A 14,924-nucleotide genomic window follows, 5' to 3' on the forward strand; every position below is an offset into this window, starting at 1 on the left:
TTCAGGAAAGTTTTTTTACTTTTTTGCAAAACCAGAACCACAGGGCTGTTCTGTAGTTTTCCTTAATTGAGCAGAAAACTAAAGTGAATCTGCAAAAAGGCGATCCGCTTTGTGTGCGGACCGCCTTCATTTGTACTTGCTTTGTTATGGTTCCGACCTGGTCAGAAACCTTGTTTTGCTTTACTGTCTTTTGTTTCTTCTGCGGCGTCTTTCAGTCTCGGCTGCAAGCATTGCAGCTGCAAGAAGAAGCATCAGATAAGTTCCGATCGGGGTATCATCTCCGGTCTTCGGTGATTTGCCACCGCCGTAGCCGCCGGAATGATTTTCGGAGCCACCGCTATTTCCACCATCGGAAGAAGGAGTAGGTGTTGGTGTTTCTGTTACTGTGCTTTCTTCCTGGTTGGTGATGACAACTTCTGCTGTCATATTCGTTTCATCAAATATAACAGAATCTGCACTTACGGTAACTTTATATCCAAAGCCTTCGGAGCCTGCAATTGGTTTTCCGTTGGAATCAGTTTCCGTTACATACAGGGTTACCTTTGCTCCTGACTGGGCAAGACCAACATTGATGATCTCACTTACTTCATAGCCACCGTCCATATCAAGCTTGATAATGTTCTGCTCAACCTGCTGGGAAAGCTGTGTATGAGCTGCATCATCAAAGATACCTGCATAGAATACCTCGTTGCTGTTTCTGGTGCCTCCATCTGCACCAAGAACCTTCTTGGTAATTGTCAGCTGACCCTGTTTGTAGAATCCATCTGGCGGGAAGCTGCTGAACACGTTTTCAAAGGAAACGGTTGTTGTTCCATTGGCTTCGGTTACTGTTGTGGAGTTACCATTGCCAAATACAGCTTCATAGACGGTTCCATCTGCAAGAGCGCCGATCGTCTGAGAAGTTCCATCCTGTGTACACTCTGCAATGTAGTATGTCTTGCCTGCCTTAATATTCTCTGAGAATACTACGGTGGAAGCATCTGCATTCTTGAACACAAGAGCTTTCACATCAGAAACTCTCTGAGTGCAGTCTTTATCAGAATACAGGGCTACATAGAAGGTCTGATCTCTTGCTGCCAGATTTTCACCAATATAGGTAAGTTTCTTGGTCACTGCAATAGATGCTGCGGTTGCCAGTTTATCCTGTACAAGTAAAACACCATCCTTGGAAACAGCTGTTGTTTTTTCTGCATCTACTGTTCCGTCTTCTTTCAGAACAAAAGTAGTGTCGCTTGTAAGTAAATATCCGTCTGGCGCTACAGTCTCACGAAGAGTGTAAATCTTACCGGTTTTCAGTTTCTCGGTAACATGAGCTTCCTTGGTGGAATCCCACTCGTCTACTACGTTTCCATCCTGGTCAATGATCTGGATGTGAGCACCTTCCAGCTCTTTCCCATCGGAAATATCTACTTTGCTTACTTTTACAGAAGTTCTGCTGTCTTCTACCAGAAGGGTTCCATTATCTGATATGGTTGTTGTGGTAGTATCTTTGTTAACGGTTCCATCCTCTTTCAGGGTAAAGGTGGTATCGCTGGTCAAAGTATATCCCTCTGGTGCTACAGTCTCGCGAAGGGTATAGGTTTCGCCAGGCTTCAGGCCAGTTACTTCGTGAGCTTCCCATGTGGAATCCCACTCTTCTACTACATTTCCATCCTTGTCGATCACCTGGATATGAGCACCTGCCAGTTCTTTCTGGTCGGTGATGTCTACCTTGCTGATCTTCACGGAGGTAATGGTGTTGGTAATGATAAAGCCTTCTTCTGCATTTCCGGTTACTGTGGAAATGTAACCAACTGCTTTTCCAGTCTCTTCTACGGTATAGGCAATGTCCTTACCGGCTTTCTTCTGGTCAAGGTCAGACCATGTGTAGGTCCAGTTGTTCTCTGCATTCAGGGTAATTTCCTCGCCGCTGTTTTCTCCATCGGCTTTCAGCTGAACCTTGATTTCCTTCGGTCTGTGACCACCGCGGTCATCGTTATCAGCCCATGCCTTGGTAACTGTGACGCTGGTCTTTCCTGGCGCATAGCTGTTGGTGATATCGTAGCCGGTGATCTCAGTTGTGTAATCTGCAACTGCATCCTCGGTTACCGTGTATAGAATTTCTTTTCCAGCCTCATATTTCGGCAGTTTTTCGAAGCTGTAGGTCCAGTTTCCATTTTCGTCTGCGGTTACGGTCTGGCTGTCCTTCTCCTCGCCGTTTGCAAGAAGTCTTACAGTGATGCTCTCCGGACGTTTGCCATCCTGATTGTCGGCATCGTTCCAGGTCTTGGAGCCCTTCACCTCAGTTGTCTCGGTTGTGTAAGTGTTGGTGATGTTAAATCCGTCTACACTTGTTTCATAACCTTCCACGGCTTCCTCGGTTACGGTGTAGGTAATTTCCTTGCCATTTGCATATTTCGGCAGGTCTTTAAAGGTGTAGGTCCAGTTTCCTGCTTCGTCTGCTTTTACAGTCTGGCTTGCTACGATCTCTCCGTTTGCAAGAAGGTTGACGATAATGCTCTCTGGACGCTTGCCATCCTGATTGTCTGCGTCATCCCAGGTCTTGGTTACGGTGATGGAAGTTGTTTCTGGAGCGTAGGTGTTAGTCAGAGTAGTTACAGTTCCGTTCTTGCTGTTGTCGGTAAGTTCGTAACCTTCTGGGAGAGTTTCCTCTGTCCAGGTGTACTCGATTGCTTTTCCGTCTGCTTTTTCCGGAAGGTCAGATATAGTCTGTTTCCAATTGTTCTCGACGCTCAGGGTAACGGTCTTTCCGGTTTCTTTACCGTCTGCAAGAAGACTTACGGTAATGCTCTCCGGACGTTTTCCATCCTGATTTTCAGCGTCGTTCCAGATCTTGGTTACTGTTGCACTGGTCTTTCCTGGAGTGTAGCTGTTGGTGATGTTGCTGCCATCGTAGGTTGTAGTGTAATCAGTTACTTCCTCCTCAGCTACGGTGTAGGTGATTTCCTGGCCGTTTGCATATTTCGGCAGATCTTTGAAGGTGTAAGTCCAGTTTCCTGCTTCGTCTGCAGTTACGGCCTGGCGAGTTTTCTCTGTGCCATTTGCAAGAAGGATTACAGTGATGCTTTCCGGACGCTTGCCATCCTGGTTGTTTGCATCGTTCCAGGTCTTGGTTCCGGTAATCTCGGTGGTCTCTGGCTGATGAGTGTTAATGAAATTATAGCCATCACTCTCGGTTGTGTAGCCATCGACTGCATCCTCAGTTACGGTGTAAGTGATTTCCTGTCCGTTTGCATATTTCGGAAGGTCTGTGAAGCTGTAGCTCCAGTTTCCGTCTGCATCAGCACTTACACTCTGGCTCTTAAGCTTAGTTCCGTCTGCAAAAAGGTTTACGGTAATGCTCTCTGGACGTTTTCCATCCTGATTATCTGCATCTTTCCAGGTCTTGGTTCCGGTGATGGAAGTAAGCTCTGGAGTATGAGTGTTGGTCAGAGTGGTTACCGTTTCGTTCTTGGAAGTTCCTGTCAAGCTGTAGCCTTCTGGAACATTAACCTCGGTCCAGGTGTAGGTGATATACTCTCCATCTGCTTTTTCCGGAAGACCAGTTATCGTCTGTGTCCAGTTGTTCGCAGCAGTAAGAGTAACAGTTTTGTTAGTTGGCGTTCCATTTGCAAGGAGAGCTACGGTAATGCTCTCTGGACGAATGCCATCCTGGTTGTCAGCATCATCCCAGATCTTGGTTACAGACGCGCTGGTCTCACCTGGGGTGTAGCTGTTGGTGATGTTGTAATTATCATCAATAGTTGTTGTATAACCAGGTACGGTAAGCTCGCTTACCGTGTAGGTAATTTCCTGACCATTTGCATATTTCGGCAGATCGGTGAAGCTGTAGGTCCAGTTATCGTCAGCTGTTACGGTCTTGGTGTCTGTAATTATGCCATTTGCAAGAAGGTTGACGGTGATGCTCTTTGGACGTTTGCCATCCTGGTTGTTGGAATCGTTCCAGGTTTTGGTTCCGGTGATGTCGAGGGTTGCTGGTTTATGAGTGTTGGTGATGTTGTAGCCGCTTACGCTTGTTTCATAACCAGCTACCGCACTCTCAGTTACTGTATAAGTGATTTTTCCTTTTGCATCATACTGCGGCAGGTTCTTGAAGACATAGTTCCAGTTTCCAGCCTCATCAGGAGTTACCACCTGACTTGCAGCTTCTGTTCCATTTGCAAAAAGTTTTACAGTGATACTTGCTGGTCTGATTCCGTCCTGGTTGTCTGCATCATTCCAGGTCTTAGAGCCGCTGATATCAATTACTCCTTTATAAATGTTTTCAAAAGCAATTGCATCAACAGTATAATCACCTTTCTTGATCGTCTTGCTTACCTTCAGTTTTCCGTTTCCTGCATCTGCTACAGTTACTTCAACAGTATACTCAGTAGTATCATAAGTAACTTCGGTATTCTCTCTCTGAACTTCTGATACTGTGTAAACATGAGTTCCAACATCTTTAAGAGTATAATTGAGCGGGCTGAATGTTACATTTCCATCTGCATCGTTGGCAACGGTCTGAATAGTCTCTCCGTTCTTGTCCTTCAGCACGAAGTTAAAGGCATCAGCTTCAAGAGCTTTGTTCTTCAGAGTCTTACTTGCCTCCAATGTCAGAGATCCCTTTGCGTCGTAGGTATTGTCGAATATAAGCTCCTGACTATCCTCAGCAAAAGCTGCACTCATTATTCCAGTTGCCTGGTCATAGCTTACAATTACTTTCACAGTAAAGATACTGTTATCGTAAGTTACACCATTTACAGTATAGTTATTCTCAGCGGTTGCTCCCTCCGGGATCACCTCGTTTACGGTGTACTCATAGGTCTTCTCGGATTCATAGCTTCCGTCCGCTTTTTCCAGGTCGGACAGTTTATAATTCAGCTTATTATTAAAGCTGATGCTTCCGTCTGACTTGTTGCTTCCGGTTGCTACTACCTTTCCGGCCTTGCCTTTTACTTCAAATGTAAACTCGCCATCCTTCAGGGTTCTTCCTTCCAGGCTCTTGGTTCCTTCCAGGTCAATTCCAGTCTCGGTGTCATAGCTGTTTGCAAATGCAAGTTTCTGGTCCTTGTCTGCCAACTCCGCTTTCATCGTTCCGCTTGCCTGGTCATAGCTTACTTTTACCTTTACAGTATACTCTTTGTCATCATAAGTGATTCCGTCTCCGGCGTTTCCCTTTACCTCACTTACCTTATAACTGTAAGTCTTCTCAGATGCATAGCTTCCGTCCCCTTTCTTCAGGTCGGACAGTTTGTATCCGATCCTGCTGAATGCGATCTTTCCGGCTGCATCGTTCGTTCCGGTTGCCACTACGGTTCCGACTTCGTCTTTTACCTCGAATTTGAACTCTCCTGCCTTTAGATTTCTTCCGCTCAGGCTCTTGGTTCCTTCCAAGGTTATTTCCGTTTCCTTGTTTTCTTCACTATTTGTAAATTCAGCACCTATAGTACTAGTTATACCATCCTCCCTACTATAAGTTACTGTAGGTGTACTAAAGTCAGCTGGCACAGCTACAGTCACAGTCCATCTATGATTATCATATGTAATTCCTGCTGCCTGCTCTGAAGAATCTTCAACAACCTCATATCTATAAGTTCCTGCTGTCGTATATTTGATTTCTCCAAAATTCTTCACACCATCATTTTGAGCAACACTAATTGTTTTCTTTCCATTTACAGCACCTTCTGGCATTGGTGCATTGTTAATTGGAGTTAATACAAAGTTAAACTTCTTATCTGCTGCACCATTAGTAAATGTTTTCTTAACCTTAATGTTTGCAGATGTTTCATCTTCTTTTTTAATATTATTAAAGGTCGCAACTGTCGCTGTATCTCCAGTCTTAGTCCCTTTATGATAAGTAACTTTTGCATTCTTGCTAATAATTACTCCATTTGAAGGAGTTGCATTTACCACAACTTCTGCATAGTAAACAGTTGTATCAATAGTATAACCCGCAACAGTTCCCTCTTCTGTTATCTTATACCAATAAGTTCCAGCCTCTGTAATATTTCCAAATGTATCAAATGAAACGAGTCCACCATCTCCATTGGATTTTGTATCAACAAGCGTTTCATTTCCCTTGTCATCAATCTTATACAACTTAAATGTAAATTTTCCTGCTTCGTTACCGGATGGGGCTTTGCCATTTACAGTCTTCTTAGCTTTTATTGCATAAGAAGTCACAACAGGAATATCTCTTGAAAGACAATGCCATTCTGTACCGCCACTTGTTACAGAATCTGCAACAATCCAACCTGCACCTACAGCTTTATTTTCAAAAGAACCATTTGGTACTAATACTACACCATGTATTGTTTCAGAAATAACAGAACTTGCATTGTTTAAATTGAAGATAATATTTTCGCAAGCCTTTTCACCAATTCCACCATTTGCGTATCCACCAATATTACAATTCTTCCCATCGATATTAAGTTGATAAGTTTTCAATGTGGCTGTTTCGTCTGGTATGTTTAATACAATATTTTGATCTCCAGTAATTTTAAGATTTAAATTAGAATTTGCATATTCTCCTATCTCAAAATCAATATAATAAGTTCCAGCTGGAGAGGTTGTTAAATCAATCACACCATTTTCATCAGCAACAGATGAATATTTTAAACCTTTTGTATGAGCATCAGAAGCTAGTTTATTACTAGTCATTCTTGACTCATCAACCATACTTCTAACAATATTCTGAATTTCCTCTTGGCTATATGTTTCTGTATCAATTACTAAACCTTTACTCCATATATCATTTCCAAATCTGTTAGCAGCGTCTGGTGTTGTATAAAGGATTAAATCACCCTGACCACCTTCAGAGTTCTTAAAAATATACCAACCATAATCAACATATGCACCAATTAAAGTAGTTCCATTACCGCCATAATTTTTACTACTCTTCATATTTCCAGAACCATGCAAAGTACCTACTGCAAGGTTTGCTTCCAGATCTCCATTACAAGTAAAATCATTAGCCACAATACCAAAATGTAATGAATTTCCTAAAACGGATTTATAATCAACTGTAGGTCCTGGCTGAAATACCACTTTTTCGATATTTACGTTGAAATTATTATTATCTGTTGTTACTGCTATTTTATAATTTACATTACCTTGTTTAAATTTTGAATCATTGGTCAAATTACTATTTAAATTATAAGTATCCCTTATAAAATACAGTTTTAAATCATCTGCATTTTCATCTTTATCAACTTTTAACTCTACGTCTGTTGTGTTGCTATCGATTTGTTCAATAGTAGAAACCGCCTCAACTCCAGAAGAAGTGGTCTTTCCAAGCATCACATACTTATACTGATTTGTAAATGCTGCAAAGTCAAGATCTGCATCAGCTACTATCTGAACATTGCGAGAAATAAATTCTACCTTATTTATATTTACAGTCAAACCACTTGCAGTTTCACTTACAGAAATTTTAAATTTATTTTCACCCTGTTGAAAAGTATCGCCAGTAGTTTTATAGGCTCCCCACTGCCAGCTCTCTTTTCCTTGCACAAAATAAATTTTCTTCTCTGTACCTTCTGCAACATCATTCAGTACAACATTTTCTGTTGTACTTATTTTTTCAATTGATGATGTTGCCCCAATCCCTGGCCACTTGTCGGGAGTCTCCGTTCCAAGCATTATATATTTGTAATCATTCAAAAATTGTTCCACGTCAAGTTCTTCTGCAACATTGATTTGAACATTGCACTGACTGCTGCTTTCCGCGGCCGCACTCTTCTGCTTCACCCTTCCCACCGTCGCCGCAAACGTCGTCACAGATGAATCAGCCATGATCATCACGAGAGCGAGAAACAGTGCCAGAAATCTTCTTAAATACCCATTCTTTTTCATAATGTCTCATTCCTTTCTTTGGATATGTAGATTTATTTTAACCGAATCGGGAATTATTTTCGGTTGCATGATAGATAGTATATGATTTTTAAATATATTCTATCACTTTGCCTCTTTCTCCAACTCTTTCATTTTCCGAAAGAGTTGCAAAAACGAGCGATTTCCTATGGCATTTTTAGCATTTTTCAAGTCTTTTCCATAAATCAGGAGCAAATGAGTTCATACTCATCACAAATCACATCGTAGACCATAATTTATCCCTCCATTTCACACATCTCTCCAATGGATGCCACATAGAAATCAACCTGAGTGAATTTCTTATCGCCAGAGAGCTTATTGAATTTTTTGGCGATTCGTTTGGAAACGATAGGGCAGTTTTCCTGGCTGATTTCGATCAGCATGACGATGTACTGCCGGACATTGTATCTGGTGTAAAAATCACCTTTTCGTATGGATGACTGGATGGCCTGTCTGAGAAGTTCGGACTTTTCACGTTCCTTCTCCTCCGAAACATGATCCGCCTTATAGTCCAGTGTGCAAAGCATAACAAACACGGATAAACCGGAGCGCTCCACCATACGGCTGAATACATGATAGATGTCAACAAAGCTGGGAAACGGACAGAAATATGCTCCTACTGCAGCATCCTTTTCCCGAAGTCTTTCCTTGATATCGCTAAGGGCACCTGCTGCCTGTGAAGTCCGTTCTCCCATCAGCTTGAAACGCTTTAACAATCTCTCCGAAGGGGCCACTCCCATTTCATCGAATAAAAGCTTTTCGGTGTTTTGGTAAACTTCAAGGCCTTCCTTATATCGTGACATTCCGATCAGGCTGTCGATTTCCCAGACCTGCCACTCGTCAAAGGGATAAATTTCGGCGGCTCTGTGCGCCACTTTATGCAGATCTTCATACCGTTCATGCCCCTTCAGCCAGCGGCACAGCTCCTCTGTAACACGGAAGTACTCATCTCTGCACCGAACATTCTCCACAGCGACCCATTGCTCCCCGATCATATCCGGGAGAAATTCACCTTTATAAATTTTCCAGGCCTGCATCCAGAGATGAAGCTTGTCCTCTTCCCGTTTCTCCTTTTTTTCTTTCTCTATCAGTTTCCGGAACTCATTTACATCAACCTGAACTTCAATATTTCCGTCCCAACGGCACATTCCGGACTGGATATTTATGTATTTGCTATCTGGAAGTCCAATATCCTTCAGCTGTTTACGAAGTCTGAAAATGGTGTTGTTCAGGCTTCCGTTCTTATTCTCCACCTCAACTCTTCCATAAAGGGCATCTATCATAGCAGCTTTGGAAATTCCGCCGTCTTCGGTATGAAACATAAGCAGCTGAAAAAGCTGTGTAGTCTTCGATGCTTTATTTCGATCCAGTACCAGTTCTTTTCCCTTATATTCCAACGAAAAGGTTCCAAGCATGCGAACCTTTAATACGTTTTTTTCCATATACTTTTCTCCATAACTAAAATAATTCTAGAACGTATTTATTGCAGACGTAATTAGCAATAGCCTTTTATTTCCTTATTAATTATAATACGACTTTTTTACATAATAACACCAGAATAAAAAAAGAACTATTAACATTTGGTTAAAAAAAGGCAGAAGTTTTCGTTACATGTACTGAAAACTTCTGCTCTTACTGCTTCTTTATTCTGTTACTTCGTACTGCCTCAATTCATATTTCAGTTTGGTGCCCTCTTTGATTTCTATTAGCAAAAGGACTCCGGGCACCGGCTTCTCACCGGCATGTCCTCGCCTTTTACGTATCTTGCGTTAAATTCCATATTGATCTGGCGAAGCTCTTTCTTCCCGTCAATGTATTCCTGATACATCTCAGCCAGTCCTGCCATACAGCCGTCGCAGTTCGCCTCAATATTTCCAAGGGATTCTGCAACGATCTTCTCCCGTTCCTCACGGGTAGTTTCTGCGATTAAATATCCCGCCAGCTTTACGCCTCCACTTTCTCAGGTAAATTTCATTATCTCTATTATAGCGTACTCCTTAACAATTTCAACTTTAACTTCCATAACCACTTTAGAATTAATTGATAAATCCACCTGCAAAAACTGTTTATTTTCTCGTTTATGTGTTATATTATATCTACCTTATATTAGTCAGGAGGACTTTATGCAGAAAAAAAGAGTAGGTGTGATTACCTTCCATAACTACGACAATTACGGTGCCATCCTGCAGAGCTATGCGCTTCAGAAAAAGCTGCAAGAAATCGGCACTCAGCCGGAAATTATTGATTACCGCTGCGACTATATCAGCAATCCTTTCCGCCTTGTAAACCTGAAAAAGAAAGGACTTTTTAACTATATTTACGGGGCAATCGGCCATATCTGCTACATTCCCCGCCGTTTCAAATGCAACAAATTCCGTAAGCATATGCGCTACAGCCAGCCTGTCATTCAGGGTAAAATGCAGCCGGTAGCTGGCAAATACGATATTTATATTGCTGGAAGCGACCAGATTTGGGATTACAAGCTTACCAATTTTGATACCACCTATTTCCTTGATTTTGTAAAAGAGGGGAAAAAGAAATGCAGCTATGCTGCAAGTATCGGTGAAAATCTTCCGCCGGAAGAATACCAGCAGAAATACAAAGAACTGCTTTCCGATTTTGATGAAATTCTGGTTCGTGAAGACTATGGGGCTGACATTGTAGAGAATCTCACAGAGAAGCGTCCTGAAGTGGTCTGCGATCCTACCCTTCTTCTCACTGCGGAAGAGTGGGATAAGCTTCTGGTTGAGCCAAAATATAAAGAAAAATACATTCTGGTTTACCAGCTTGGAATTAACAAAGAAATCGTAGACTTCGCCCGCCGTCTCCACAATAAGACCGGCTACCGTATTGTATACATTCCTTTCCCATTAGTCGGACTTCTGAAATGTGACTGCAAGATCACAGTTGGTCCTGCAGAGTGGATGGGACTTTTCAAAAATGCAGAATATGTAGTTTCTGATTCTTTCCATGGTGTTGTTTTTGCCCTTATTTTTAACCGCAAATTCTTCGCCAAGGTAAACGGTCACCACATGAACCGCCGTGTTCAGCAGCTTCTTAATCTGGTGAAGCTTACTGACAGAACTATGGATGATGTTTCTTACGAAAAGCTTACTGAAGAAATTGATTTCACTTATGCAAATGAGCAGATTGCCCGCTTCCGTGAGCACTCTATGGAACAGCTGCGCCAGATGACATCTGAGGATTAAGCAGCGATTACCAATAAATGGAGATTTTTAGCAAATGAATAAAGAAAAAAATGTAAAAAAAGCCTTTTTATGGAATATGATCGGAAGTACCTGTTACTCAGGCTCCTCCTTTTTGTATCTCCTGGTGGTAACTCGTGTGTGTGGCGCACAGCTGGCAGGGTTTTACTCCTTAAGCTATGCTACTGCACAGCTGCTTCTGCAGGTGGGACGCTATGGTGTCCGCACCTATCAGGCCACGGATCTGGAGCACAAATATATTTTTTCCGAGTATAAGGTTTCCCGCATTATCACCTGTGCACTGATGATGCTGTTTGGAATTATTTACAGTTCCTTCAGCTTCAAAGGCGAATATATTATCATCAGCACTTTTATTATTATGATGAAAATGATTGATGCGGTGGAGGATGTTTTCCACGGAAATCTTCAGCAAAAGTACCATGTTGAGCAGATGGGAAAAATGCTGGCGGCGAGAAATCTGTATTCCGCAGTTTTTTTCACCGCTATGCTTATTATCACCAAGAGCCTGTACTGCACCTGTGTTGCAACTTCTACAACCTCCCTTATTCTGTGTCTTATCATTAACTCACAGATGACCAGAAAATACGTTGGTCATGATGAGGATGGACGCAAGCTTCAGATGTCTCATGTGTGGGAGTTACTTCGAACCTGTACGCCTATGTTTATCGGTACTTTTCTTTCCCTGCTGCTCTACAACATTCCAAAATACGCAATGGCTGGCGTTATGACAGATGAATATCAGACTTACTATAGCATTCTGTTTATGCCTTCTTTTGTGATTTCGCTGATGTGCGAGTTCGTGTTTAAGCCTACCATCACCACCATCGCAGAATTATGGTGGGAAAATAATGTGAAAAAGTTCACACTGTACATACTGCGGATCATTGGCATCATCCTTGTCTGCTGTGTGGCTGTTGTGGCCGGAGGGCATCTCATCGGTCGAACATTGCTGGAGATTATTTACGGTGTAGATCTTTCCCCATATAAGCTGCATTTCGTAGTTTTACTTATCGGCGGTGGAATCAGCGCGGAAGTCTACATGATCTACAATATCCTTATCGCTATCCGCTGGGGAAAATGCCTGCTTCCAGTTTATTCCATCACCGCAGTTATTACCATCGCAGCTGCCCGGATCCTGGTGCAGCAGTTGGGAATTATGGGCGCAGCATTGAATTATGTACTGTCCTGCTCCATTTTGTTTGTGCTGTTTACTTTGATCCTGATTTATGTAATTCTTCGTAAAAAACATCAGAACTAGTTCAATTAATACAACATCCCCCGGAAAGGAAATGTCCGTTTATTGGGACTATTCTTTCCGGGGGATGTTTTTTTATTTTCCTTTCGGATTTATGCGTGGAAGCTGATACTCTCGTATATTTTCATAGCCCGATAACGCCAACAGCAAAAGCAAGTCACGCTGTGGTCCTTTCCAGGATTCTACAGGTTCGTACCATTCGTGGATGGTATGCTCTCCACCGCCTTTTCCTCCCCAGCCCACGGTGATGGCAGGGATTCCAAGACTGATGGGGATGTTGGCGTCTGTGCTGGCAGCACCGATGTACAGGGTTTCCATGCCTATGGCCTGATTTGCAGCATTTGCAGCCTGGACAATCTGGCAGGATTTGTCCTGGGTACCAGCGGGGCGCCTGCCCTTTTGTTCGAAGGTGACTGTAATGCGGTCATCTTCTGCTGAGATTTCCCTGTCTCCATTATCAGCATTCACTGGCACTGCACCAGCTGTATCTCCCACACTGCTTTTCGCCGTCATATTATTGTCGTCAAAGGTTCCTGTACTCTCAGAACTTAAAGTTCCATATCCCCAGCGGGCGTTTTCCTCATTCACGGCTTCTTCTATTGCCTGGTGGAGTTTTGCAGATAATTTCTCAAGTTCCCCTGCATCTACAGAGCGCATATCCACCAGCATAGAACACTCTGCCGCGATTACATTTACAGACGTGCCGCCGTTTACTACGCCTACACTAAAAGTAGTTTTCGGATTCTTTGGTGTCTGGAAATCGCTGATTTTCGCAATCGCCCTTCCCATTGCGTGAATCGGGTTGGGAATTCCGAAGCCGGTGAAGCTGTGTCCGCCGGTTCCGTGGAAAGTTACCAGATAGCGTTCGCTGCCTACTGCCTGGTAGATGATTCCGGAGGTATTTTTATCATCGATGGAGACGAAACCGTCGTAGTGTCCTTCTGTATTTGCCATATTCTTAAACACATGCTTAATTCCCCTCAGGTCGCCGAGCCCTTCTTCACACACATTCGCACAGAACACAATATCTCCCTCGCCGCGAATTCCTGCAGCATTCATTGCTCTTGCAAGACTGAGAAGCTCCGCTACCGCCCTGGTATCGTCTCCGATTCCCGGACAGCTGTAGCGTTCGCCTTCTTTCTTCAAAGTAAGGTCTGTCTCCCTTTGGAAAACAGTGTCTGTATGTCCCGCAACCATGATTCGCGGTCCATTCCCAGTCCCTTTCCAGGTTCCCAGCACATTTCCCACCTCATCAACGTGCACATCTGAAAGACCGGCATCCACCATCTTCTTTCGGACATATTCCGCTTTCTCCCCTTCTTCATAGGAAGGCGCAGGAATCTGGCACATTTCCAGGTGCTCCTGCAAAGTTCTTTCATCATCTTCGCGCAAAAATTTTAGTGCTTCCTGCACACCATTATATTTCAGTAATTTATCCATAATCTTTCCCTTTCAACTATAGAAAAAGTCAGCAAGTTCCAGCCTTCCCAGCCCAAACCTCCTGACCCTCATACGTCTGATTATTATCTTTTTATCACCATACAGCGGTTTTCCACTCATCTGGTCAACACTACATTTGAAATGATTTTTTGCAGAATCGGATCCACTGAACATAATTATAATCTCTCCAGCAGCTTCTCCAGATCCGCATAACTCTCAATATTATTGGACTCCCTGCGAAGCCCTGCACTGTGGGGCATCCCTGCTGTATACCATGCCACATGCTTGCGCATCTCCCGGATTCCGATGAATTCACCCTTCATTTCAATCTGAGCCCGCGCATGCTTCAGAATCATCGCTTTCACCTCTGCCAGAGAAGGTCTTGCCAGCTCTTCCCCTGTTGCAAAATAGTGATTCATCTCCCGAAATATCCATGGATTTCCTTCCACAGCACGCCCGATCATCACCGCATCACATCCGGTCTGCCGAAAAAGTTTCTCCGCCTTTTTCGGCGAATCCACATCCCCATTTCCAATCACCGGAATGGAAACTGCTTCTTTAACCCTGGCAATGGTCTCCCAGTCTGCTATCCCGGAATAATACTGCTGCCGTGTCCGTCCATGAACTGCAATAGCTGCTGCCCCGGCATCCTCCACGCGCTTTGCAATCTCCACAATATCCACTGGCTCATTCTCAAAACCGATACGAACTTTCACTGTCAATGGCTTCTGAATGGCAGAAGAAACGCTTTTCACAATCTTCACGATCAGATCCGGATTTTTCAAAAGAGCTGAACCTTCACCGTTATTCACTACCTTCGGCACCGGGCATCCCATATTGATATCCAGAATGTCAAAAGGCTCTTCCTCAATTTCCTTCGCTACCTCCGCCATCAGCTCCGGCTCGCTTCCAAAGAGCTGCATGGAAATAGGATGCTCCACCGGGTCGATTTCCATCAGAGCCCTGGTATTTTTGTTCTTATAGGAAATAGCCTTGGCACTGATCATCTCCATGCAGAGAAGCCCAGCGCCCTGCTCCTTGCAAAGCCTGCGAAAAGCCAGGTCGGTAACGCCCGCCATTGGCGCCAGGACGAACCGGTTTGGGATCTCCACATTTCCGATTTTCCACTTCATCTCCTTTGGAAGCTCATA

The 14,924-nt window shown here is 43.4% G+C and carries 7 protein-coding genes; 2 read left to right on the plus strand and 5 right to left on the minus strand.

Translation table 11 applies throughout. The features are described 5' to 3' along the window. Positions 1-180 precede the first annotated feature (180 nt). The 3 genes from AB5618_RS04210 to AB5618_RS04220 form a co-directional block, all read right to left on the minus strand. Entirely contained in the window at positions 181-7,833 is a 7,653-nt protein-coding gene (locus AB5618_RS04210; RefSeq protein ID WP_173718344.1) for a Cna B-type domain-containing protein, read from the minus strand. Between the two features lie 254 nt (positions 7,834-8,087). After that, positions 8,088-9,293 (minus strand): bacterial transcriptional activator domain-containing protein, encoded by a 1,206-nt coding sequence (locus AB5618_RS04215; RefSeq protein ID WP_237963807.1) that lies wholly within the window; start codon positions 9,291-9,293, stop codon positions 8,088-8,090. Between the two features lie 263 nt (positions 9,294-9,556). Further along, positions 9,557-9,697, minus strand: a complete 141-nt coding sequence (locus tag AB5618_RS04220; RefSeq protein WP_330638254.1) for a hypothetical protein — start codon at positions 9,695-9,697, stop codon at positions 9,557-9,559. Between the two features lie 277 nt (positions 9,698-9,974). Between AB5618_RS04220 and AB5618_RS04225 the strand changes: the two genes are divergently transcribed. After that, positions 9,975-11,060 (plus strand): polysaccharide pyruvyl transferase family protein, encoded by a 1,086-nt coding sequence (locus tag AB5618_RS04225; protein WP_187565821.1) that lies wholly within the window; start codon positions 9,975-9,977, stop codon positions 11,058-11,060. A 34-nt stretch (positions 11,061-11,094) separates the two neighbouring features. Continuing rightward, complete coding sequence (locus AB5618_RS04230) at positions 11,095-12,336, plus strand: lipopolysaccharide biosynthesis protein (RefSeq protein WP_368366518.1); 1,242 nt, start codon at positions 11,095-11,097, stop codon at positions 12,334-12,336. 72 nt (positions 12,337-12,408) lie between these two features. Here the strand turns inward: AB5618_RS04230 and AB5618_RS04235 are convergent, their stop codons facing one another. After that, positions 12,409-13,773 carry a M20/M25/M40 family metallo-hydrolase gene (locus tag AB5618_RS04235; protein WP_173736403.1) on the minus strand — a complete coding sequence of 455 codons (1,365 nt, stop codon included), beginning with the start codon at positions 13,771-13,773 and terminating at the stop codon, positions 12,409-12,411. Between the two features lie 176 nt (positions 13,774-13,949). Next, a complete protein-coding gene (gene dusB / locus AB5618_RS04240; protein WP_227201096.1) occupies positions 13,950-14,906 on the minus strand; it encodes a tRNA dihydrouridine synthase DusB in 957 nt (318 codons plus the stop codon). Positions 14,907-14,924 lie beyond the last annotated feature (18 nt).

It is taken from the genome of Ruminococcus sp. J1101004sp1_RTP21198st1_B9_RTP21198_201120 (genome assembly GCF_040924245.1).
In the GTDB taxonomy this organism is placed as follows: Bacteria; Bacillota; Clostridia; order Lachnospirales; family Lachnospiraceae; genus Blautia_A; species Blautia_A faecis.

Bases quoted from the DNA above. Each gene is read 5' to 3' on its own strand.
- AB5618_RS04210 (WP_173718344.1), bottom strand. From the start codon at position 7,833: ATGAAAAAGAATGGGTATTTAAGAAGATTTCTGGCACTGTTTCTCGCT.
- AB5618_RS04225 (WP_187565821.1), top strand. From the start codon at position 9,975: ATGCAGAAAAAAAGAGTAGGTGTGATTACCTTCCATAACTACGACAAT.
- AB5618_RS04215 (WP_237963807.1), bottom strand. From the start codon at position 9,293: ATGGAAAAAAACGTATTAAAGGTTCGCATGCTTGGAACCTTTTCGTTG.
- dusB (WP_227201096.1), bottom strand. From the start codon at position 14,906: ATGAAGTGGAAAATCGGAAATGTGGAGATCCCAAACCGGTTCGTCCTG.
- AB5618_RS04235 (WP_173736403.1), bottom strand. From the start codon at position 13,773: ATGGATAAATTACTGAAATATAATGGTGTGCAGGAAGCACTAAAATTT.
- AB5618_RS04220 (WP_330638254.1), bottom strand. From the start codon at position 9,697: ATGGCAGGACTGGCTGAGATGTATCAGGAATACATTGACGGGAAGAAA.
- AB5618_RS04230 (WP_368366518.1), top strand. From the start codon at position 11,095: ATGAATAAAGAAAAAAATGTAAAAAAAGCCTTTTTATGGAATATGATC.